At 65.8% G+C, this 20631-nt stretch carries 23 protein-coding genes and 1 tRNA gene; 17 read left to right on the forward strand and 7 right to left on the reverse strand.

What is annotated here, in order from left to right:
* The first annotated feature begins 65 nt into the window (after window positions 1-65).
* Window positions 66-998, forward strand: a complete 933-nt coding sequence (gene mtnP / locus H8F26_RS16680) for an S-methyl-5'-thioadenosine phosphorylase (RefSeq protein ID WP_197155865.1) — start codon at window positions 66-68, stop codon at window positions 996-998.
* Here mtnP and murQ read toward each other — a convergent pair.
* The 4 genes from murQ to dnaK are packed head-to-tail and all read right to left on the reverse strand — an operon-like array spanning window position 968 to window position 5845.
* A complete protein-coding gene (gene murQ / locus H8F26_RS16685; protein ID WP_197155867.1) occupies window positions 968-2014 on the reverse strand; it encodes an N-acetylmuramic acid 6-phosphate etherase in 1047 nt (348 codons plus the stop codon). The two genes, mtnP and murQ, sit on opposite strands and share 31 nt — an antisense overlap.
* Entirely contained in the window at window positions 2011-2415 is a 405-nt protein-coding gene (locus tag H8F26_RS16690; RefSeq protein WP_197155869.1) for a DUF3110 domain-containing protein, read from the reverse strand. The genes murQ and H8F26_RS16690 overlap by 4 nt, the downstream gene beginning before the upstream one ends.
* Window positions 2416-2474: 59 nt before the next feature.
* Entirely contained in the window at window positions 2475-3518 is a 1044-nt protein-coding gene (locus H8F26_RS16695) for a DnaJ domain-containing protein (RefSeq protein WP_370594638.1), read from the reverse strand.
* Window positions 3519-3550: 32 nt separating this feature from the next.
* Window positions 3551-5845: a molecular chaperone DnaK gene (gene dnaK, locus H8F26_RS16700; protein ID WP_197155871.1), complete on the reverse strand. Its 2295-nt coding sequence runs from the start codon at window positions 5843-5845 to the stop codon at window positions 3551-3553.
* 162 nt (window positions 5846-6007) lie between these two features.
* Between dnaK and pstC the strand changes: the two genes are divergently transcribed.
* The 4 genes from pstC (at window position 6008) to H8F26_RS16720 (ending at window position 9424) form a co-directional block, all read left to right on the forward strand.
* A complete protein-coding gene (gene pstC, locus H8F26_RS16705) occupies window positions 6008-6961 on the forward strand; it encodes a phosphate ABC transporter permease subunit PstC (RefSeq protein WP_197155873.1) in 954 nt (317 codons plus the stop codon).
* Between the two features lie 75 nt (window positions 6962-7036).
* Entirely contained in the window at window positions 7037-7948 is a 912-nt protein-coding gene (gene pstA, locus H8F26_RS16710) for a phosphate ABC transporter permease PstA (protein ID WP_197155875.1), read from the forward strand.
* A 61-nt stretch (window positions 7949-8009) separates the two neighbouring features.
* The gene (gene pstB / locus H8F26_RS16715; protein ID WP_197155877.1) at window positions 8010-8825 is read left to right on the forward strand and encodes a phosphate ABC transporter ATP-binding protein PstB; all 816 of its coding nucleotides are present in this window, start codon (window positions 8010-8012) and stop codon (window positions 8823-8825) included.
* A gap of 146 nt (window positions 8826-8971) precedes the next feature.
* Window positions 8972-9424 carry a hypothetical protein gene (locus tag H8F26_RS16720; RefSeq protein WP_197155879.1) on the forward strand — a complete coding sequence of 151 codons (453 nt, stop codon included), beginning with the start codon at window positions 8972-8974 and terminating at the stop codon, window positions 9422-9424.
* A 32-nt stretch (window positions 9425-9456) separates the two neighbouring features.
* On the opposite strand, the gene H8F26_RS16725 is transcribed toward H8F26_RS16720, so the two are convergent.
* Window positions 9457-9543: transfer RNA gene (locus tag H8F26_RS16725), tRNA-Ser, on the reverse strand.
* Between the two features lie 89 nt (window positions 9544-9632).
* On the opposite strand from H8F26_RS16725, the gene H8F26_RS16730 reads away from it, so the two are divergent.
* The 9 genes from H8F26_RS16730 to H8F26_RS16770 all read left to right on the forward strand — a co-directional run bounded on the left by H8F26_RS16730 (window position 9633) and on the right by H8F26_RS16770 (window position 17163).
* Window positions 9633-10001, forward strand: coding sequence for a 2Fe-2S iron-sulfur cluster-binding protein (locus tag H8F26_RS16730; protein WP_197155880.1), 369 nt, complete (start codon window positions 9633-9635; stop codon window positions 9999-10001).
* Window positions 9998-10945 (forward strand): inositol monophosphatase family protein, encoded by a 948-nt coding sequence (locus H8F26_RS16735; RefSeq protein WP_197155882.1) that lies wholly within the window; start codon window positions 9998-10000, stop codon window positions 10943-10945. Before H8F26_RS16730 ends, H8F26_RS16735 begins: the two co-directional genes overlap by 4 nt.
* Before the next feature lie 47 nt (window positions 10946-10992).
* Window positions 10993-12165 (forward strand): ATP phosphoribosyltransferase regulatory subunit, encoded by a 1173-nt coding sequence (locus tag H8F26_RS16740; RefSeq protein WP_197155884.1) that lies wholly within the window; start codon window positions 10993-10995, stop codon window positions 12163-12165.
* A 74-nt stretch (window positions 12166-12239) separates the two neighbouring features.
* Window positions 12240-12464 (forward strand): ferredoxin family protein, encoded by a 225-nt coding sequence (locus tag H8F26_RS16745; RefSeq protein WP_197155886.1) that lies wholly within the window; start codon window positions 12240-12242, stop codon window positions 12462-12464.
* A 225-nt stretch (window positions 12465-12689) separates the two neighbouring features.
* Window positions 12690-14639, forward strand: a complete 1950-nt coding sequence (gene htpG, locus H8F26_RS16750) for a molecular chaperone HtpG (protein ID WP_197155888.1) — start codon at window positions 12690-12692, stop codon at window positions 14637-14639.
* 120 nt (window positions 14640-14759) lie between these two features.
* Entirely contained in the window at window positions 14760-14996 is a 237-nt protein-coding gene (gene rpmB / locus H8F26_RS16755; protein WP_197155889.1) for a 50S ribosomal protein L28, read from the forward strand.
* Window positions 14997-15066: 70 nt separating this feature from the next.
* Window positions 15067-15618: a peroxiredoxin gene (locus tag H8F26_RS16760; protein ID WP_197155891.1), complete on the forward strand. Its 552-nt coding sequence runs from the start codon at window positions 15067-15069 to the stop codon at window positions 15616-15618.
* A gap of 24 nt (window positions 15619-15642) precedes the next feature.
* Window positions 15643-16557, forward strand: coding sequence for a metallophosphoesterase (locus H8F26_RS16765; protein ID WP_231605310.1), 915 nt, complete (start codon window positions 15643-15645; stop codon window positions 16555-16557).
* 270 nt (window positions 16558-16827) lie between these two features.
* A complete protein-coding gene (locus H8F26_RS16770) occupies window positions 16828-17163 on the forward strand; it encodes an MliC family protein (RefSeq protein ID WP_197155893.1) in 336 nt (111 codons plus the stop codon).
* A 36-nt stretch (window positions 17164-17199) separates the two neighbouring features.
* Here H8F26_RS16770 and csaB read toward each other — a convergent pair whose 3' ends face one another.
* Window positions 17200-18240, reverse strand: a complete 1041-nt coding sequence (gene csaB / locus H8F26_RS16775) for a polysaccharide pyruvyl transferase CsaB (protein WP_197155895.1) — start codon at window positions 18238-18240, stop codon at window positions 17200-17202.
* Between the two features lie 56 nt (window positions 18241-18296).
* Here csaB and H8F26_RS16780 point away from each other — a divergent pair, with 56 nt between their 5' ends.
* From H8F26_RS16780 to psaK, 3 genes are read left to right on the forward strand one after another with little or no spacing between them, the layout of a single operon-like run.
* Window positions 18297-18662, forward strand: a complete 366-nt coding sequence (locus H8F26_RS16780; RefSeq protein ID WP_197155896.1) for a DUF2499 domain-containing protein — start codon at window positions 18297-18299, stop codon at window positions 18660-18662.
* Entirely contained in the window at window positions 18659-18994 is a 336-nt protein-coding gene (locus H8F26_RS16785; protein ID WP_197155897.1) for a DUF3593 domain-containing protein, read from the forward strand. Before H8F26_RS16780 ends, H8F26_RS16785 begins: the two co-directional genes overlap by 4 nt.
* 55 nt (window positions 18995-19049) lie before the next feature.
* A complete protein-coding gene (gene psaK, locus H8F26_RS16790; RefSeq protein ID WP_197155898.1) occupies window positions 19050-19307 on the forward strand; it encodes a photosystem I reaction center subunit PsaK in 258 nt (85 codons plus the stop codon).
* Between the two features lie 110 nt (window positions 19308-19417).
* Here the strand turns inward: psaK and H8F26_RS16795 are convergent, their stop codons facing one another.
* Entirely contained in the window at window positions 19418-20617 is a 1200-nt protein-coding gene (locus tag H8F26_RS16795) for an NAD(P)/FAD-dependent oxidoreductase (RefSeq protein WP_231605312.1), read from the reverse strand.
* Between the last annotated feature and the right edge of the window lie 14 nt (window positions 20618-20631).

The raw sequence follows: 20631 nt of genomic DNA on the forward strand, positions 1-20631 counted from the left end.
AGTTTCGGCCCGCAGGGCTGACGATTCCAGGCACTAAGGCCCTTCCCTCGCCAGATTTCTTTTCGATGGCCCCACTCTCTGCAAGCACCTCCTCACGGGACGATCTGGCCAGTGCCCGGATCGGCGTTCTGGGCGGCAGCGGGCTCTATGCCATGGATGGGCTGGAAGACGTGCGTGAGATCACGGTCGACACCCCCTACGGTCCCACCTCGGACGACCTTCGGCTCGGGCGGCTGGGCAACGCCGAGGTGGTGTTTCTGGCACGCCACGGCAGGCATCACACCTACACCCCCACGGAGGTGCCTTACCGCGCCAACCTCTGGGCCCTGCGCTCGCTCGGGGTGCGCTGGATCGTGTCGGTCTCGGCGGTGGGGTCACTGCAGGAGCACTTCCGCCCGCTCGACATGCTGGTGCCTGATCAGTTCATTGATCGCACCCACCAGCGGCCGCTCACCTTCTTCGGTGAGGGCGCCGTGGCCCATGTGGGCGTGGCTGATCCGTTCTGTCCCACCCTCAGCCGCCTGCTCTCCGATGTGGGTGACAGTCTGATGCCCGGTGGCCGGGCCCTGCATCGCGGCGGCACCTATCTGTGTATGGAGGGACCCGCCTTCTCCACCCGGGCTGAATCGGAGCTGTACCGCAGCTGGGGCTGCTCAGTGATCGGCATGACCAACCACAGTGAGGCCCGCCTGGCCCGGGAAGCGGAGATGGCCTACGCCACCCTGGCGATGGTGACCGACTACGACTGCTGGCACAACGACCATGCCTCAGTCAGCGTCGAAATGGTGATCGACAACCTGGGGGCTAACGCGACCCTGGCCCAGCAGATCGTGCGCATGGCCGTGGAGCGGCTCGGTGAACTGCGCCCGCCCAGCACCGCCCACCATGCGCTGCGGCATGCGCTGATGACGCCCGCCGATCAGGTCCCCCCGGAAACCCGTCGCCGGGTCGATCTGTTCACCACCCCCTACTGGGGAGCCTTTGAGGCGGCGGCCTGAACCTCAACCCCTGGCGCCAGGTCCACCCCTGCAACGGCCAGAGTGGCCCGCAGGGAGGGACCATGCTGATCCAGCAGGCCACGGGCCACCTCAAGGGTTGATGCTGCGGCAGAGGCGGCAGAACCCTGTTCAGGGGCGGCATCACTGGCTGCGTCTCTGTTGGCTGTGATCAGGGCCGCCAGCAGCAGGGCCAGCTTCACGGATCCACCGGTCAGATCCAGCAGCTCGGCACCCTGCTGCCGGTCGACGCCAGCCAGATCCCGCAGGATGCGCAGGGCCCGATCCTCAAGCTTGCTGTTGGTCACCGCCACATCCACCATGCGGTTGCCGTGCACCTTGCCCAGCCGCACCATCACGCCGGTGGAGAGGATGTTGAGCGCCATCTTCGTGGCTGTGCCGGCCTTGAGACGGGTGGAGCCGGTCAGCAGCTCCGGTCCCGTGAGCAGGCGGATATCGAGGTCGCAGGGCATGGGGGCCTGGGCGGCGGGCACGCAGGCCATGGCGATGGCCAGGGCACCGATCTCGCGGGCATAGGTGAGGCCGCCATGCACGTAGGGGGTGGTGCCTCCCGCGGCGATCCCCACCAGGCAATCGGCGCCGCTGAAGCCGCGGGCCTCAAGATCCTGGCGGCCCGCCTCGGCCAGATCCTCCAGGCCTTCCGAGCTGCGCAGCAGGGCCGCGGCTCCGCCGGCCAGAACCCCCTGCACCAGCTCGGGCGGGGTGCAGAACGTGGGTGGGCACTCCGCCGCATCGAGCACACCGAGACGGCCTGAAGTGCCGGCACCCAGATAGAAGAGGCGGCCGCCGGCACGCAAACGATCGGTGATGGCATCGATGGCCTGGGCGAGGACCCCGGCGGCGCCGGCCACAGCCCGCTGAGGGCCGCGCTCGTTCTCGCAGAACAGGTCCACCAGGGCATCGGTAGACAGCCGGTCGAGCCCCTCGCTGGCGGGGTTGGGCTGCTCGGTGAGCAGATGACCCCGATCGCTGCCCGTGCTGGATGGCTCCAGACTCACAACAGCCCCTCCAGCTGGCGGCGGAAGGCCTCCAGGTCGGCATTACCGGAGCTGATCGGTTCTGGAATCGCCTGCTCCAGCGCCTGCTCCTGCCACTGGCTCACGTCCATGTTGCGTTCAGGTGGAGCGATCAGCAGCCGCTCCTCGGCGGACTGGGGCAGGAATCCGGCCGGAACGAAGCGGGCCTCGTAACCGGACTGGTCACAGAACAGTTCCATCTCCTCCCGATCCAGCGCTTCCACCGTGGGAGCGGGGAAATCCTGGGCTTCAAGCAAACCGGCATAGCGCTCAGCGTCGTCGCGGTCCTCAAACAGCAGCACCACGGTGCGACCGCTCACCTCCAGGGAGTGGATGCCTTCACTCTCGCTACCGGCATCGAAGAGCAGAACGTGCACCGCCATGGCAGGCCAACCAGAACCTGGTCAGTGTCTCACTGATCCGAATCTGCCTGATCGGCACTTCAGTGATCCGAGGCGGCCTCGGCGGCCAGCTCCCGCAGCCGGCGATAGAGCGCCTGCTCCGCATCGCTGAGCAGCTCGGGCACCACCACCCGAACCTCCACGATCTGATCGCCGCACTGCTCCCCGAGGCGCAACCCCCGGCCCCGCAGGCGCAGCAGCCGCCCCGACGACGACCCGGGCGGAACCCGCAGCTTCACGGGTCCGTTCAGGGTGGGCACGACCGCCTCACAGCCCAGGGCGGCATCGGGCGGCTGGAGCTCCAGGGCGTAGGACACGCGCAGCCCATCGACCCGTAACCCCTCGGCGGTGCGAACGCGCAGCTGCAGGAAATGGTCGCCGCCACCGGGAGCCACTCCGGCCAGCCGCAGCCGCCAGCCATCCCCGGCCAGGGGCGGCGTGCTCACCTCCACCACCGTGCCGTCTGACAGCTCCAACTGCACCGGTGCCCCGCTGAGGGCCTGTTCAGGGGTGAGATCGAGCACCGTTTCCTGATCTTCGGCAAACAGCACCGGCGGCGGCGACGCGGCGGCGGCTGTCACCTCACCGCTCTGGCCATCAAGACCGGGATCCTCGGAATCGAGATCCCCATCCCTGCTGCGGCCGGCACCGAACGGCCCTCCCCATGACGCGACCGAATCGGAAGGTTGGGGACCCGGAGCGTGGGCGGTGCCTGGAGCGTCCACAGGTTCCGTGTCCTCAACCTGCCTGCGCCGGTTGCGCCCACGACCGAACAGGGTCTCGAGGTAGTCATGGAATTCCGGAAAGCCCGTCGCAAAGGGATCGGATGACGACGCCCCGGCCGCATTTCCCTCGCCGGCTTCCCAGGCCCGGCGGCGCTGCGGATCGGACAGCACCGCGTAGGCCTCATTGACCAGCTTGAAACGCTCCTCGGCCACCGGATCATTGCCGTTCAGGTCGGGATGCCAACGGCGCGCCTGAGCCCGGAACGCCCGCTTCAGGCTGGAGGCGTCGCTGCCAGGCTCTAGCCCGAGCACCGCCCAGTGGTCAGGGGCGCTGCCGGCACCCATCATTGGCATCCCCATCGCTGGCATCCCGGTCTGCGCGTCTCCCAGGCTCAGATCTCGCCCCAGGGGTCATCGTCGCGCCACTCGGAGCGCGGCGGCCGGCCGGGGGGACGGGGTGCAGCGCGCCGGCGGCTCTCGTCCAAGCGGTTGTCTGGATCCTGGCGGTCGGGATCGCGATAGGCAGGTTCGCGGAGGTCATTGCCGCGGTACGGGGGAGGCTCTGGGTAGGCGGACTGGGAGTAGCCGGTCTCGGAATACGAGCGGTCCCTGGGAGCACGATCCATGCGCAGGCCCTGCTCACTCGGGAAGCCGCCGGCCCCCCCCCAACGGCTCTCGCGAGGCATGGCCGGTTCCCGATCGAGCCCCACGCCGCCAAGTCCGCCATAGGCGCCGGAGCCCCAGCGATCGGCATCGGAGCGGCCAGCACGGCCTGGACCATCCCAGTCGTCCCAGTCGTCATCGGAAAACAGCTCATCTTTGAGGGAGCCGAGCGTGTTCTTGAGGCCCTGCAAGGGGCCGCTCTCGGCCTTGCGTTCACTCAGCAGACGGCGATTGAGGCCGAACAGGGCCTCCTGCAACTGGCTCACCGCCAGATCCAGTTCGCCGAGATCACCATCCGCCAGCAGATCCTGCACATCGCGAACCGCCAGCTCCACAGCCCGTTGCTGCCGCTCCGCCCCGTAGGGCCCCAGCTCCAGGGCCGCATCCCGCAGTCGCCGTTCGGCCTGGGCCACCAGGGTCTGGGCGCGGTTGCGGCGATCGACCTCGGCCCGTTTGCGGCGATCCTCGCCGGCTTTCTGCTCGGCCTCCGCCAGCAGGCTCTGAATCTCGTCCTCGCTGAGGTTGGAGCCCCCCTGGATCGACACACTCTGCTTGCGGCCCGTGGTGCGGTCGGTGGCTGACACCTGCAGCAATCCATTGGCGTCGATGTCGAACGAGACCTGCACCTGGGGCACCCCCCGCGGCGCTGGCGGAATGCCGGAGAGGCGAAAACGCCCCAGCGACTTGTTGCCCTCGGCCATCTGCCGCTCCCCCTGCAGCACGTGGATCTCCACGGAGCTCTGGTTCGATTCCGAGGTGCTGAACACATCGCTCTTGCGCACCGGAATCGGCGTGTTGCGCGGGATCAGCACCTTCATCACCCCGCCGATCGTCTCGAGGCCAAGCGACAGCGGCGTGACGTCGTTGAGCATCAGATCGCGCAGCTCACCGGTGAGGATGCCGGCCTGAACAGCGGCTCCGATCGCCACCACCTCATCGGGGTTGACCGACTGGCAGGGTTCCCGCGGGATCAGGGTGCGCACCATCACCTGCACCATCGGCATGCGGGTGGAGCCGCCCACCAGCACCACGTCGTCGATATCTTCTGAGGCAAGGCCGGCATCCCGCAGAGCCCGCTGCACCGGTCGTAGCAGGCGATCGAGCAGATCAGGGCAGAGGCTTTCGAACACCCGCCTCTCCAAGGTGGTCTCGATATGGAGGGGGCCATCCGGGCCCGTGGCAATGAAGGGCAGGGAGATGGGCGTGCTCTGTACGCCGCTGAGCTCCTGCTTCGCCTTCTCTGCCGCCTCGGTGAGCCGCTGCAGCGCCTGACGATCGCGGCGCAGGTCGATGCTGTGATCGCTCTGGAAGGCATCAGCGAGCCAGTCAACGATGCGGCGATCCCAGTCGTTGCCACCCAGCTGGGTGTCGCCGCTGGTGGCCTTGACATCGAAGACCCCGTTGGCGATCCGCAGCACCGACACATCAAAGGTGCCGCCTCCCAGGTCAAAGACCATCACCCGCTTGGCACTGCTGCGATCGAAGCCGTAGGCGAGGGCAGCGGCGGTGGGTTCGTTGAGGATTCTCTCCACGGCGATGCCCGCCAGCCGGCCGGCATCACGGGTGGCCTGGCGCTGGGCGTCGTTGAAATAGGCGGGCACGGTGATCACCGCCGCCTCCACCGGCTCGCCCAGGTAGGTGGCGGCATCGTCCACCAGCTTGCGCAGGATGCTGGCAACCAGCTCTTCAGGGGCGTACTCCCGCTCGGTGGCAGGGCAGACAACCCGCACATTGCCGGCCTCGTTGGCCCGCACCGTGTACGGCACCGCCAGGCTGCCCTCATCGAGCTCATCCCAGCTGCGCCCCACGAAGCGCTTGAGGTTGGCAAAGCTGTTGCGCGGGTTGAGCACCAGCTGACGCCGCGCCAGCTGGCCCACCAGCAGCTCCTGGTCCCGGCTGAAACCCACCACAGAGGGGGTGGTGCGACCGCCTTCGGCACTGGCGATCACCTGGGGACGGCCACCTTCCAGCACCGCCACCACCGAATTGGTGGTGCCCAGGTCGATGCCCACGATGCGGCCCATGAATTCCCGTTGCGTGCCCCAAAGCTACCGACTCCCGCTGTGGGCACTCCGTTCAAGGGGAGCCGGGCCGTTAATCGGGCTTTAAACGGTTGGGACAACCCATTTCCTTAGATTCGAGGGGCGGTGCCGTTCGCACATCACCGTGATCTGCTCCGCCCCCCCATGACGACGGATTCCAGTAACGACGCCTTCACCCTCCGTCGTCGTCCGGCGTTCGAACGGTTTCTGGACATCGGCTTCCGCCAGCTCACCCTGGCCTTGGCTTCCGTGGTGGCCCTGTTGCTCCTGGGCATTTTCCTCACGATCGCCGAAGGCGCCCACGAGGCCATTGCCACCTTCGGCGCGAGATTCCTGGTCAGCTCCGCCTGGGATCCGGTCAACAATCAGTACGGAGCCTTGGTGGCCATCTACGGCACGATGGTGTCGTCCCTTCTGGCCCTGGCCATTGCCGTGCCACTGGGCGTGGGAACCGCGATCTTCATCACCGAAGACCTGATCCCCACCGGGCTGCGCAGTGCCATTGGTCTGATGGTCGAGCTCTTGGCTGCCATCCCCTCGGTGGTCTTGGGGCTGTGGGCGATTTTCGTGATGGAGCCAGCCATCCGCCCAGCCCTGGAGTTGCTGCATCGGCTGCTGGGTTGGACGCCGTTTTTTGACACGGTTCCCCAGGGACCGGGCATGGCTCCAGCGATCCTGATTCTGGTGGTGATGATTCTGCCGATCATCACGGCCATCTCTCGCGATGCGCTCAACCAGGTTCCCCTTGAGCTGCGTCAGGCCGCCTACGGCATTGGCAGCACCCGCTGGGGCGCGATCTTCAACATCATTCTTCCAGCAGCGATCTCGGCCATCGTCGGGGGGGTGATGTTATCGCTGGGCCGGGCCATGGGCGAAACCATGGCCGTGACGATGATCATCGGCAATTCGCTCAACTTCAGCTTCTCTCTGCTCGCTCCCGGCAACACAATCTCCGCCATGCTCGCCAACCAGTTCGGTGAGGCCTCCGGCATTCAGGTTTCGGCACTGATGTATGCGGCCCTGGTGCTGATGGTGCTCACCTTCGCTGTGAACGTCCTGGCGCAGTTGCTGGTACGACGCCTCAGCCTTCGCTACTGAGCGTCCTGCTTCGGCTTGATTCAGTGGTTTTCGCCCCAGCTCCCCCCACCCCCCTTGCCTTCCTCCTCCGCCCCCATGAGCAGCAGCACCATCGGCCCGGCGCAGGACGATCTGTTTGACCGACGGCCGCTGAGCTTCGATCCGGGCCTGAAACGCAACCGCAGTAATCGGCTGCTGACAGGCGTTGCCGGACTGTTTGCCGCCATCGCCATCCTGCCGCTGGTGTTGGTGATTTTCCACGTGCTGGTCCAGGGGGGCAGGCTGCTCACCCTGGGGCTCTTCACCGAGCTGCCGCCGCCTCCGGGCCTGGACGGGGGAGGCATCGGCAATGCGGTGCTCGGCACGCTGGTCGTCACCCTGGTCGCTGCTCTGGTGGCGATCCCAGTGGGCGTCGGAGGGGGGATCTATCTGAGCGAATATTCGATGGGTGGGTGGTTCGCACGCTTTGTGCGCTTCGGCAACGACGTGCTGGCGGGGGTGCCTTCGATCATCTGCGGCGTGTTTGTGTACGGGGCGATCGTCGCCTCACGCATTCTCTTCGACCGCAGCTACAGCGCCCTGGCTGGCGGCCTGGCCCTGGCCGTGCTGATGCTGCCCACCGTGATCAAGACCACCGACGAAGGTCTCAAGCTGGTGCCGCAGGAACTGCGCTGGGGTGCCTATGGCGTCGGTGCTTCCCGTTTCGTCACCATCGTGCGGATCACCCTGCCGTCGGCCTTCACGCCGATTGCCACCGGCGTGGTGCTGGCAATCGCTCGGGCCGCAGGAGAAACGGCTCCGCTGATCTTCACAGCCCTGTTCTCTTACTTCTGGCCGGAGAGTCTGCTGAGCCCGATCGCGACGATGTCGGTCTTGATCTTCAATTTCGCGATCATGCCCTACGAGGCGCAGAACGCCCTGGCCTGGGCCGCCTCATTCGTGCTAGTGGTGATGATCTTGATCGCCAATCTGCTGGCCCGCTGGTTCAGCAGCATCGCCCAGAGATGAGTTCTCTTCTTCGTTTGTAGTACCGATTTACTCCCCGCCCGATTCCCCCCGCTCTGCTCCGATGACTTCCACGCTGCAAAAACCAAAGGCTCTCGCACAAGACATTTGCATGTCACTGCAGAACGTGACGATCTCCTACGGTAAGTTTGAGGCAGTCCGTAATGTCTACATCGACATCCCTCACGGCCAGGTCACGGCCTTCATCGGTCCATCCGGGTGCGGTAAGTCCACGGTTCTGCGAGCTCTGAACCGGATGAACGATCTGATCCCGGGCTGCCATCTCAAGGGCAGGGTGATCTTCGACAACCACGACCTCTACGAACCCCATGTGGATCCGGTCGAAGTACGCCGGAGGATCGGCATGGTGTTTCAGAAGCCCAATCCCTTTCCCAAGACCATCTACGAGAACATCGCCTTCGGTGCCCGGATCAATGGCTATCGCGGCGACATGGATGAACTGGTCGAACGTTCCCTGCGCAAGGCGGCCGTGTGGGAAGAATGCAAAGACAAACTGCAGGAGAGCGGCCTCGCTCTCTCCGGCGGCCAGCAGCAGCGCCTCTGCATCGCCCGCGCCATTGCCACCGAGCCGGAGGTGATCCTGATGGATGAACCCTGCTCAGCTCTTGATCCGATCTCCACCCTGAAGATCGAGGAGACGATGCACGAGCTCAAGCGCAGCTATACGATTGTGATCGTCACCCACAACATGCAGCAGGCCGTGCGGGTGGCGGACATGACCGCCTTCTTCAATGCCGAGGCCGTGGAGGGAGGCTCCGGCAAGGTGGGCTATCTGGTGGAGTTCAGTGAAACTGAGCGGATTTTCAATGCCCCGGGGCAACAGGCCACGCAGGACTATGTTTCCGGCCGCTTCGGCTGAGTCAAGCGACCAGTGAATCGGCTCACGATGAAACTTGCTGCTGCCTTGGTCTTCTTCTGACGAGACTTGCTTCACCAGAATTGACATTCAATTGAATTCCGGGTGAGTTGAACCTCCACGATTGACAAGCCTGCGCCCGCTTGCCCATGGATTCCCTCACGATCTTCGGGGTAGCCGCGGTCGCGGTCATGCTGATCGCCTACATCCAGGAAGAGAGCGCGGCCGGCTGGATCCTGGTGTTTGCGGCTGGTTGCCTGGCCTCCGGCATCTACGGGCTTCTGGCGGGTGTCTGGCCCTTCATGGTGGCGGAGATGCTCTGGAGCGTGGTGGCCTATCGGCGCTGGCGGCGGCGTCGGATCCGGGATCGTTCAGCGGCGATCGAGGCAGGCAGCCTGGAACCAGCGCACAAGGGACAATCGGAGGAATCGCTCAAGATGCCGCCTCTGCAACCAACTGCGCCGCAACGACGACGATGGCAGGCATGCCATGAAGCTCGCAATGTAAGGCGCATTCAAGGCCTAATCCGAATGAACTCAGACCACGATCGCCAGGATCAGGGGCAAGGATCACTGTGCAGACATCGCTCCGGTCATCCATAAAAAAAGCCGGCTTCAAGAGCCGGCGGAGGTAACGGAGAGGGAGGGATTCGAACCCTCGATAGAGTTGCCCCTATACAGCATTTCCAGTGCTGCGCCTTCGACCACTCGGCCACCTCTCCGGGGGCAAAATGGGGCAACCAAGTGGCAATGTAGCAGCAGGTCCGGCGGCTTCCCGCCCATCGACCCCGCCCCTCCAGCGTTCCTGTTCATGACCCGCAGCCATCCGATCACGGTCCACTGGCGTCAGGCCAACCGGGTGATCCGCAGGGAGGTGCCGGAAGGGGAGTACATCCTGCGTAGCTTCGAGCAGCAGGGTGAACCGCTGCCGTTCAGTTGCCGTAACGGCTGCTGCACGGCCTGCGCGGTGCGGGTGCTGTCCGGGGAGATCGACCAGCGCGAAGCCCTGGGGCTGTCGCGGGAGCTACGCGCCAAGGGCTACGGCCTGCTCTGCGTGGCCAGGGCCCTCGGACCGCTTGAAGTCGAAACCCAGGACGAAGACGAGGTCTATGACCTGCAGTTCGGTCGGTTCTTCGGCCGTGGCAAGGTGCGTGCCGGCCTGCCCCTCGACGACGAATGAGCGGTTCCACCAGCTCCCTGCCCACCGCCCCGTCGAACGCTCGGACCGATGGTCTCGTGAGTCCGCCGCTGTCGGTGTCCGGTGACGCCCTGGCGGCCTCGGGCCTCTCCCTCGGCGAGCTGGAGCGGTTGGTGGCCATCGCCCGCCGCGCCGCCGAGGCCGGTGGCACCCAGTTGCGGCGCTTTGATGGTCAGCTCGAGCAGGTCCGCGAGAAGGGTCGCGCCGGCGATCTGGTCACCGAGGCTGATCTGGCCGCAGAAGCCGCCGTGCTGGCCTTTCTGGAGGCGGAAACACCCCAGATCGGAGTGCTGGCAGAGGAGAGCGGTCGCCGCCAACGCTCCGGCGATCTCGAGTGGTGTGTGGACCCTCTGGACGGCACCACCAACTACGCCCATGGGTTTCCTTTCTATGGCACCTCCGTGGGCCTCACCTGGCAGGGCCAGCCCCTGCTCGGCGCCCTGGCCGCACCGGGGCTCGATCAGCTCTACTGGGCCGCGCCGGGCCTGGGGGCCTGGTGCAATGGCCACCGGCTGCAGGTGAGCTGCTGCGACCGACTCAGTGACGCACTGCTGGTCACCGGCTTCGCCTACGACCGCACCAACCGCCTCGACAACAACTACGCCGAGTTCGCCTACTTCACCCACCGCAGCCACGGCGTGCGGCGCGCTGGTGCCGCCGCCCTGGATCTGGCCTTTGTGGCGGCAGGACGGCTGGACGGTTACTGGGAGCGCGGCCTGTCCCCCTGGGATCTGGCCGCCGGCGTGGTGCTGGTGGAACAGGCCGGTGGCTTGATCAGCAGCTACGACGGCAGTCCCTTCGATCTCAGCAGTGGTCGCCTGATCGCCTGCGGCCCCCAGCTGCATGGTGGCCTGGTGGCAGGCCTGGCCGCCTGCCGTCCGCTGAGCGGCGCCAGCTTCGGAGCCCCTGAGCTGGATGGACCCTGACGGTGCGGTCCATAGGATCGCCCAGCCTTCTCCCTCGCCCGATCGCCATGGCTCTGCAACCCGCCGCCGGCGCCCGGGACCGCCACCCGCGCGAGGTGGAGAGGAACCGCAGGCTGGTGGAGCTGCTGGCTGGTGTGTTCCGCCTCTGGGGGTATCAGGAGGTGGACCCCCCCACGATCGAGCGGATCGACACCCTCGAAGCCGGTGGCGCCATCGCCGCCAGCGAGATGGTTCGGCTTGCCTCCGACGATCCGCTGGCCCTGCGTCCTGAACTGACAGCCTCGATCGCCCGGGCCGCCAGCACGCGCCTGGCCGGCCGGCCACGGCCCCTGCGGCTGTGGGCCAGCGGCAACACCTTCCGCAGCGTGATCGCCGATGGCGGCGACCAGCGGATCAGCGAACAGGTGCAATGCGGCGTGGAGCTGCTGGGGGAGCCCTCCGCCGCGGCAGACACGGAACTGCTGCATCTGCTGCTCGCCGCAGCCGCCACCCTGGGATTGCAGCCCCACCACCAGCCCCGGTTGCTGGTGGGGCACCACGGCATCCTCTCGGCCCTGCTGGCATCGATTCCTGTCGAGCTGGCTGGTGCGGTGCGACAGGCCCTCACCAGCTTCGATCCCCTCGCCCTTGACCAGCTAGCGCTGCTGGGAGGGCAGCGCAGCCAATTGCAGCAACTGATGCGGCTACGGGGAGAACCCACGGCGGTGCTGTACCAGCTCGAGCAATGGCTCGGGCCGATCGAGCCGCTCAACGAGCTCGCCCAGACCCTGGCCAGCGTTGCACCGATGGCGGCATCACTTGGAGTGGCCCTGCAACTCGATCCCACCTTTCAGCCTCACTTCGCCCTGTACGACGGCCTGGTGATCAAATTGGTCTGCCAGGCTGCAGACGCCCCCCGCGACATCGCCAGCGGGGGGCGCTACGACAAGCTCGTGGGGCGCTTCTGCAGCGATGCCGGCCAGGCGGCGGGGGTGGGTTTTGCCTTCGCGATCGATGCCATCCGTGACCTGCTGGGCAGCGCCGAGGGGCAGGCCGAGCCGCGTTGGCTGGTGAGCTGTCGCACCAGCGCTGGCCTGCCGAAGGCGTTGCAGCGGCTCCAACAACTGCACGTCGCCGAGGAAGCGGCGGAACTGGGCCCGAAATCCTGTGCCAGCCAGGCCGAGGCCGACACCATCGCCCGCGAGCGCGGCTGTCGTGGAGCCATCTGGCTGCCGGACTGAATGCCCCGGAGTGGCCGGAAGCACAGAGGCCGAAAGCCAATCCTTAGGATCAGAGCCCACCGGTTCAACCCTGCATGGCCCACACGATCGTCACCAATGTGTGCGAGGGCGTGGCCGACTGCGTCGATGCCTGCCCGGTGGCCTGCATTCATCCCGGCCAGGGGGCCAACAGCAAGGGCACGGGCTTTTTCTGGATCGACTTCGACACCTGCATTGACTGCGGCATCTGTCTGCAGGTATGCCCCGTGGAGGGGGCCATCCTTCCGGAAGAGAAACCCGAGCTCCAGCGAGCAGGCTGAGGCTGCGGGGATCCATACGGCAGCGTGTCTCCCGCTTCCCAGGCACCTGACCCCCAACAAGAACAAGACGGTTGAGAGGCCGACTCGACCTTCTCGAGTTGTGGTGGCTTCAGTGAGGTTGTCCTGATGGCATCAAGCGACAAGTTCGGAGACCCCTCCCTCTGATGGCTTGAGCAGTTCACCACCAGGCCTCTACGGTCAGCAGCAGTGATCCAAACCTGACCAATGCCGGTGCTGGAAGAGACAGGCCAGATTCAGATCCATACAGAAAACATCTTCCCGATCATCAAGAAGGCCGTCTACAGCGGTCATGAGGTGTTTCTGCGGGAACTGGTGAGCAACGGCGTCGATGCCATCAGCAAGCGCCGCATGGCCGCCATGGGCGGCGATTGCAGTGAAGGTCAGGAAGGCGAGATCCAGATCCGCATCGATCGGGACGCCAAGACCCTCACGATCAGCGACAACGGCATCGGCATGACAGCCGATGAGGTGAAGCGCTACATCAACCAGGTGGCCTTCTCCAGCGCTGAAGACTTTCTCGAGAAATACAAGCAGGAAGACGACGCCATCATCGGCCACTTCGGCCTCGGCTTCTACTCCAGTTTCATGGTGGCCAGGCAGGTGGAGCTGGTCTCGCTCAGCGCCCGCGACGGCAGCGAGGCCGTGCGCTGGAGCTGCGATGGCTCGCCCAATTTCAGCCTCGAGAGCGCTGAGCGCAGCGAGCCGGGCACCGATGTGATCCTGCACCTGATGGAGGAGGAACTCGAATACATCGAGCCCTCCCGCATCCGCACCCTGATCACCACCTACTGCGACTTCCTGCCGGTGGCGGTGCAGCTCGAGGGTGAAACGGTGAACAAGCGGGAGGCGCCGTGGCGCAGAAGCCCCCGCGAGCTGAAGGATGACGACTATATCGAGCTGTATCGGTATCTCTACCCCTTCCAGGGTGACCCGCTGCTCTGGGTGCATCTCAACACCGATTACCCCTACAACCTCCAGGGAATTCTCTACTTCCCCCGCTCCAGCGGCCGGGCCGACTGGGAGAAGGGAGAGATCCGGCTCTACTGCAACCAGGTGTTTGTGAGCGACTCCATCAAGGAGGTGGTGCCGCGCTATCTGCTGCCCCTGCGCGGCGTGATCGATTCGCCGGATATTCCCCTGAACGTGAGCCGCTCGGCCCTGCAGACCGACCGACGGGTGCGCTCGATCGGCGGTTTCGTGGCCAAGAAGGTGGGCGACAGGCTCAAGCAGCTGCATCGCGACGAACCGAAGCGCTACGCCGAGATCTGGGAATCGCTGGCCCCCTTCATCAAGATCGGTGCCATGGAAGACGAGAAGTTCGCCGACCAGGTGGCTGATCTGGTGCTGTTCGGCACCACGGCTCCTGCGGCTGAATCGCCCTCCAGCGATACCGATGACAACGCCGCTGCCGAAGCAACTGCCCTCGATCCCATCCCCACCGATGGGAAGACTTACACCACGCTCTCCGGCTATCGCAGCCGCCTCACTGCCGGCAACGACAAACGCATCCTCTACTGCACCGATGAAGCCGGCCAGGCCGGGGCACTGGCCCTGTGGCGCAGCCAGGGCGCCGAGGTGCTGCTGGCGGACACCTTCATCGACACCCAGTTCATCCCCTGGCTGGAACACCGCCACGAGGAGCTGAAATTCCAGCGGGTCGATGCCGAACTCGACGACAGCCTCAAGGAACAGGAGAGCGAGCTGGCCGATGCCGATGGCAAAGACGCCTCTGAGAAGTTGCGAGACCTGTTCCGCAGTGCCCTGAACGACGACAGGGTGACCATCCAGGTGCAGGCCCTCAAGGGCGACAGTGCCCCGGCCGCCCTGATCCTGTTGCCGGAACAGATGCGCCGTATCAACGACATGGGCGCCCTGATGGAGCAGCGCCTGCCGGGATTGCCCGATCATCACGTGCTGGTGATCAACCGCCGTCACCGGCTTGTGGAGGGCCTGCTGAAGCTCTCCGCTGGCGCGGTTCTCACCTCGCCCGCCGCTGCGGCCAGCTCCCCCAGTCAGCAACTCTCCAGCGACCTGAGCCGCCATATCTATGAGCTGGCCCGATTGGCTGTGGGAGGTCTGGAGCCGAATCAGCTGGCGGGCTTCCAGCAGCGCAGCGGTGATCTGATGGGCCGGCTGATGGAACGGGGCCTCTGAAGCTGAATCCGGCCCTCCGGGCCAGCTTGAACCGGGGCCCCAACCATGCCTGGGGCCCCTTTGGTAAGATCTTCGCTTGGGCGTTGATGCCCGAGCGTTGTGTTGTTTCGGTAGAACGTCATGTCCCGGGTTTGTCAGCTCACCGGCAAGCGCGCCAACAACGGGATGGCCGTCAGCCACTCCCACGTGCGCACCAAGAAACTTCAGCAGGTGAACCTCCAGGAGCGACGCCTGTGGTGGGCCGAGGGCAAACGCTTCGTGAAGCTGCGGGTCTCCACCCGTGCCCTCAAGACCATTCAGAAGAAAGGCCTGGGTGCCTATGCCCGCGAACTGGGGGTCAACCTGGCCAAAATCTGAAGAGCATCGGCTCCGGCCGCTCTGCTGGGGCAGCTGAGGCTGACGCCGCCATCAAGTTCTGAATCCTGCCATGCATCGCCGACCCCTTCTTCAAGGCCTGGCCATGGCGGCTCTTGGCCTGCTTGGACATCCCAGGCAGGCTTTTGCAATGGGAGGCACACTTCCTTCGCTCGATACAGAGGCTCCGGCCTTTGATCTTGAGGGCGTCGTGGCTGGAGCCATCATCCACCGCAGTCTCACCGACTTCGCCGGCCGCTGGTTGGTGCTCTATTTCTATCCCAAGGATTTCACCGGCGGTTGCACGCTCGAAGCTCGTGGCTTCCAGCGTGACCTGGCCGCCTTTGCTGCGCTGGATGCCAACGTGGTCGGCATCAGCGCCGATGATCCCGAGGCCCACGCGTCCTTCTGCGACAGCGAAGGGCTGGCCTTCCCTCTGCTCTCTGATCCGGGTGGCACCGTGAGCCAACGCTACGGCTCCTGGATCCCCCCATTCTCACAACGGCATACCTTTCTGATCGATCCGGCCGGCATCCTGCGGCAGCGCTGGGTGGCGGTTCGCCCCACCCTGCACAGCCAGGAGGTGCTGGCCGCACTGCAAAGCATTCAGGGCAAACACCCCTAGGGTGTCGGCTGCGATATCCGCCCCATGGCCCCGTTCCCCCGGAGTCTGCAAGGCCAGTTGCCTCGGCTGCGCCGCCGTCAGTTGCTCAGAATGTTGCCCTCTCTGGGCATCGCCATCGCAGCAGCGCCCTGGTTCATTCCCCGGTCTGGCCGGTCTGCAAGTCAGGGCCCGCCCACCAGATTGCGGGTTCTGGCGATCGCTGACAGCGGCAGCGGCAACGCCAATCAACAGGCCGTGGCCGATCGCATGGCCGCATTGCATCGCCGAGAGCCAGTCAATCTGGTGCTGATGGGCGGAGACAACATCTATCCAGACGGCAACATCAAGCTGGTGCAGTCCACCTTTGAGCGTCCCTACCGGGCCCTGCTTCAGGCGGGGGTGCCCTTTCATGCGGTGCTGGGCAATCACGACATCCGCACCGCGAACGGCACTCCGCAGCTCCACTACAAACCCTTCGGCATGGCAGGACGGTGGTACAGCCTGCGACGAGGGCCGGTGGAGTTTTTTCTGCTCGACACCAATGGCAACGCCGACTGGAACCGACAGTTACCGTGGCTTCAGAGTGCCCTGAGCGCTTCCAAGGCCCCCTGGAAGGTGGTGGTAGGCCACCATCCGATTTACTCATCGGGTCATTACGGCGACCAGCCGCACCTGATCCATCGACTCACACCACTGTTCAAACGACACGGCGTGCAGCTGTACATCAACGGCCACGAGCACAACTACGAGCGCACAAAGCCGATTGATGGCATCACTTACCTCACGGTGGGCGGTGCTGGGGCCTGGCTGCGACCGGTCAAAGCCAACGCCCGCAGCGCCCGGGCCGCCAGTGTCTACAGCTTCGCTGAACTCGATTTCACTCCCACCCAACTTGAGCTGCGGGCCTGGGACAGCAAGGGACAGCGTATCGATCAGGTGCAACTGACGGCGCAACCCTGAGCACGAGCCCGCGTTGTCAGCTCACAATCCTCAGCCCACAATCCAGGTGCACGACTTTCAGCGGTATAGCTGCCTAGTCCATGGTCTCCAGCGGCATGCTGTCCGGCGGTCCTGCATGAAACAGCCTGGCAACCAGAACTGCACGGCCTGATCTGTCGCCATGCTGATTTCTCTCCATCCTGATCCGTCTCCATGACGACTCTCACGCTTCCGAGACTGGTCGGGTCAAGCCTTGCCCTGGGTTTGATGCCGCTGTTGCAGGGCTCGGCCATGGCCGCGTCTCTGAAAGGGCGGATTCCCCTGACCGAGGCGGCACCCCTGCGTGTGGAGCTGCGTGAACAAGCCCACTATCGCTGCCGCGGCGGCGGAGAGGTGAGAGCCAGCTATTACAGCCTCAACGACGACAGCCTTGCCTTTGTCCGCCTGATCTTGCCTGGGGGGAGCCGGCAGACCCTGCCCAACATCGTCTCCGGGTCGGGTGCCCGCTACAGCGACGACGCCTCAATGGTGTGGTGGGTCAAGGGCGATGGAGCCTTCGCACAGACCCGAGGATCCGATGGCAGCTGGGAGACCAGCCTGGAGGATTGCAGGCTGAAACGCCCCTGACAATCCGCTCGTGTCAGCAGCCATGCCACTCGCGATTCAGTGGAGGGCCTGGAGCAGGAGCTGCTGGTGAACAGCTGCGTCAGCGCGCTGAGCTTCGATGCGCTCGCGCTCCATCGGCACATCCAGCACGGCGCGCCAGGAGGCGAGAAGGGCAGCAGAGTCGGGCAGATCAGCCAGATCCTGACAAGGACAACCGATCGCCGCTGCGGCAACGGCCACCTTGGGGTCATAGCTGAGAGCCGCACAGGGAGCTCCGGACAGGGCAGCCAGGATCAGTCCATGCAGGCGCATGGCAATCACCAGACCGGCCTGGGCGAACACGGCCATCGCCTCCTCTGGACAGCGCACCGTCAGCTCGCGGCTGCGCTCCAGCAAGGCTGGCGGCACCAATCCTTCAGCCTCAAGACGGGCCAGCAGGCCCTGGTCCTGGTGCCGGTGAAATGGCATCCACAGCACGGTGCGATCGGCCGACAGGGCCAGGGCCGCGGCTGCCTCGAGGTAGGGCCGCCAGGCCTCGCCCCGCAGCTGCGCCACTGGTCGCCAGCAGAGCACGATCGGCCGCTCCTGCGGAGACGCAGAAGGAGCTGTGACCGCCAGGCCCCAGACCGGGTCGCTGCCCACCAGACCCTTGGCACCCAAGCGTCTGGCCAGGCTGGCGGAGTCCGGGTCTCGCCAGCTGATCGCCGTGGCCCTGGGCAGGACCAACCCCACCAGGGCGCGACTGCGACGGCGGCGCAGGGGTCCGAGGCCCTGACCCCAGAGGATGACCGGTTTCCCCTGCCAGCGGGCCTTGAGGATCAGAGCGGCGTAATACAGAAGGCTGCGAAAGCTGGTGGAGTCCTGCAGCAGGCTGCCGCCGCCGAACACCAGGGCATCGCAGCGATCCAAGGCCCGCAGCACCCCCGCCACCCCCCGGCGCTGCACCGTCTTCACACCGAATCGGTGCTGAACCTCGGCTTCGTCGTGGGCGGTGACCAGGGCGCTCCAACCCGAGGGAAGCTGGGCCAGCAGGGCCTGAAGCAGGGCGTCGTCGCCGAGGTTGTGCTCGCCGTAATAACCGCAGAGCAGGGCCTGCATGGAACACGCACCCGGGCAGGCTCCGTACATTACGGATCACCGCGGGCTCCCCTGCCATGCATGCCCTGTCCCTGCCCACCTGGTGGATCCACATCACCTCGGTGCTGGAGTGGATGGCGGCGATCGTGGCGGTGGTGGTCTGGGGACGTCGCCGCCAGGAGGGGGGCTGGCGCTGGCTGGCCCTGGCGATGCTGCCGGCCCTGGTGAGCGCCATGGCGGCCTGCACCTGGCACCTGTTCGACAACACCCCGGCCCTGGATGGGCTGGTGGTCTTTCAGGCGGGATGCACCGCCCTCGGTAATTCCGCCCTGGCGCTGGCGGCCTGGAATCTCTGGCGCCACCAGCCCCTGCCGACCAGTGCCGCCGACGTCTCACCCCCCGGAACCGTCATCAGCTCCACCCTGCCGACCAGCCAGCCATGAGCGTTCTGACCCTGCTGGCCCGTATCGATCCGGCACCCCTGTTCGTGCTCTCCCTGCTGCCCTATCTGGCCTTTCTCTGGTGGGCGTCAAGGATCCGTGGATTCCCGCGCCTGGCCCTGCGCGGCTTCCAGGCCACGCTTCTGTTCGTGGCGATCACGATCGTGGCGGCGGTGATCGCCCAGGTGCGCTTCGGCGACCAGCTCGCCAACGTCGACCTGCTCCACGGCGGGGCTGAGAGCTTCCTCACGATCAGCAACCTGCTGGTGCTGCTGGGCTTCGCCGGCGTGGGCAGCGTCCGCCAAGGCAGCGCCGGCGGCATGAACAAGTCTTAAGGGGAATCGGCTGAAGGCCGCGCTGCCCGGAAGATGGGTCGTCGGCTTTTGCTTCATGATCGCTCCGCTTCTGGCTCTGGCCCCTGCCTCTATCTCCTGGTCCCCGAAAGTGGCCCTGGTGATGATCGTCTGCAACGTGATCGCCATCGCGATCGGCAAGGCCACCATCCAACAGCCCAATGTGGGCGCCCAACTGCCCAACTCCGCCATGTTCGGCGGCATGAGCCATGCCTCCCTGCTGGCCACCACCAGCCTGGGGCACATCTTCGGCATCGGCGCCATCCTCGGATTGGCCTCCCGCGGCGTGGTCTGAACCCGCCGATTGAGATCGCAGGCCAGAGACCTGGCCTGCCTGCGGTCCCAAGGGGCCGCTTTTTTGATGGGAACCAGACCGAGACGGAATCCAGCCAGACGTCGACGTCGTCAGCGCCAGCCCAGCAGATAGGGCAACGCCCGCAGGCCATACCGCTCAAAGCGGTAGTCGAACAGCAGGGCGGAAAGATCGGCGGCCTCGCAGGTCTCGAGGCCGGCCAGCAACCTCTCCAGACGGTGATCAGCACGGCGATCCCGCAACGCCAGCCAGGTGCGCCGTGCCAGCCGGCCACTCAGGGGCCAGCGCCAGCCGAAGTGCCTGCTCAACTGCCGCTGGTAGCGCCGCCGCAGGCGATCAGGATCACGCTCCTGCAACAGCAGCGGCGCCAGCAGGCCAGCGCTGGCCATCGCATGGCGAATCCCCTCACCACCGAGCAGGTTGGCGGTGCTCACCGCATCACCCAGGCCGATCAGGCGCCCGCGGCCATGGGGCTCACGGCGATCGATACGGCTGCGAATCAGGCCGCCGTGGCGGTCCAGCACCCGGGCACCGTCCAGATCCAGGCGGCACAGCAGGGTCTGCAGATCAGGCCCAAGGGGACGCTGGCGGCTGGAGGAGGAGGCACAGAGCGGCTGATCCAGGCGGCAGACCCCCAGCTTCAGCCGGCCGCATTGCATCGGGAACACCCAGCCATAGCCCTGAGGCACCCAGTCGCTGCCGAGCAGGAAGGTGAGTTGATCGGCCCAGCGCTGCGCTGGCGAAGGATCCACCTGCAGCAGCCATTCCACGCCACGCCCCACCACCAGCTCTGACGGATCGCCCAGCAGGGCGCGCCCCTGGCCGCTGGCATCCACCACCCAGCTGCTGCGCACAACCACAGGGCAACCATCACTGCGGCGCAGGTGGGTGAGCAGACCACCAGACACCTCCTGACAGCCAAGGGCCCGAAGGCCCAGCTCGACGCGTCCCCCCCAGCAGCGGCACTGCTCCGCCAACCAGAGCCGCAGGGCGCCGAAGTCGAGCACGACCCCCAGGGGTACGGCCGAGCTCCAGTGGCGCGAGGCCTGGGCTGGACCGATCAACTGCCAGCTGCGCCAGCGGCTGGCCACGACTTCAGCCGGCAGGCCAAACGATGCCACAGCCTCGATCGGCAGGGCAGCACTGCTGAAGGCCGCCCGCCTCAGATCGGGCAGCTGATCCACCAGCAGCACATCCACACCGTGGCTCGCGAGCAGCCGGGCCAGGTGGCCCCCAGACGGCCCTGCTCCAACGATCAGCACGTCGCATGTGAGATGCTCGCCGTCGATCACGGCACAGCCGTTCT

This window comes from Synechococcus sp. CBW1006, from assembly GCF_015840525.1.
GTDB lineage: Bacteria > Cyanobacteriota > Cyanobacteriia > PCC-6307 > Cyanobiaceae > CBW1002.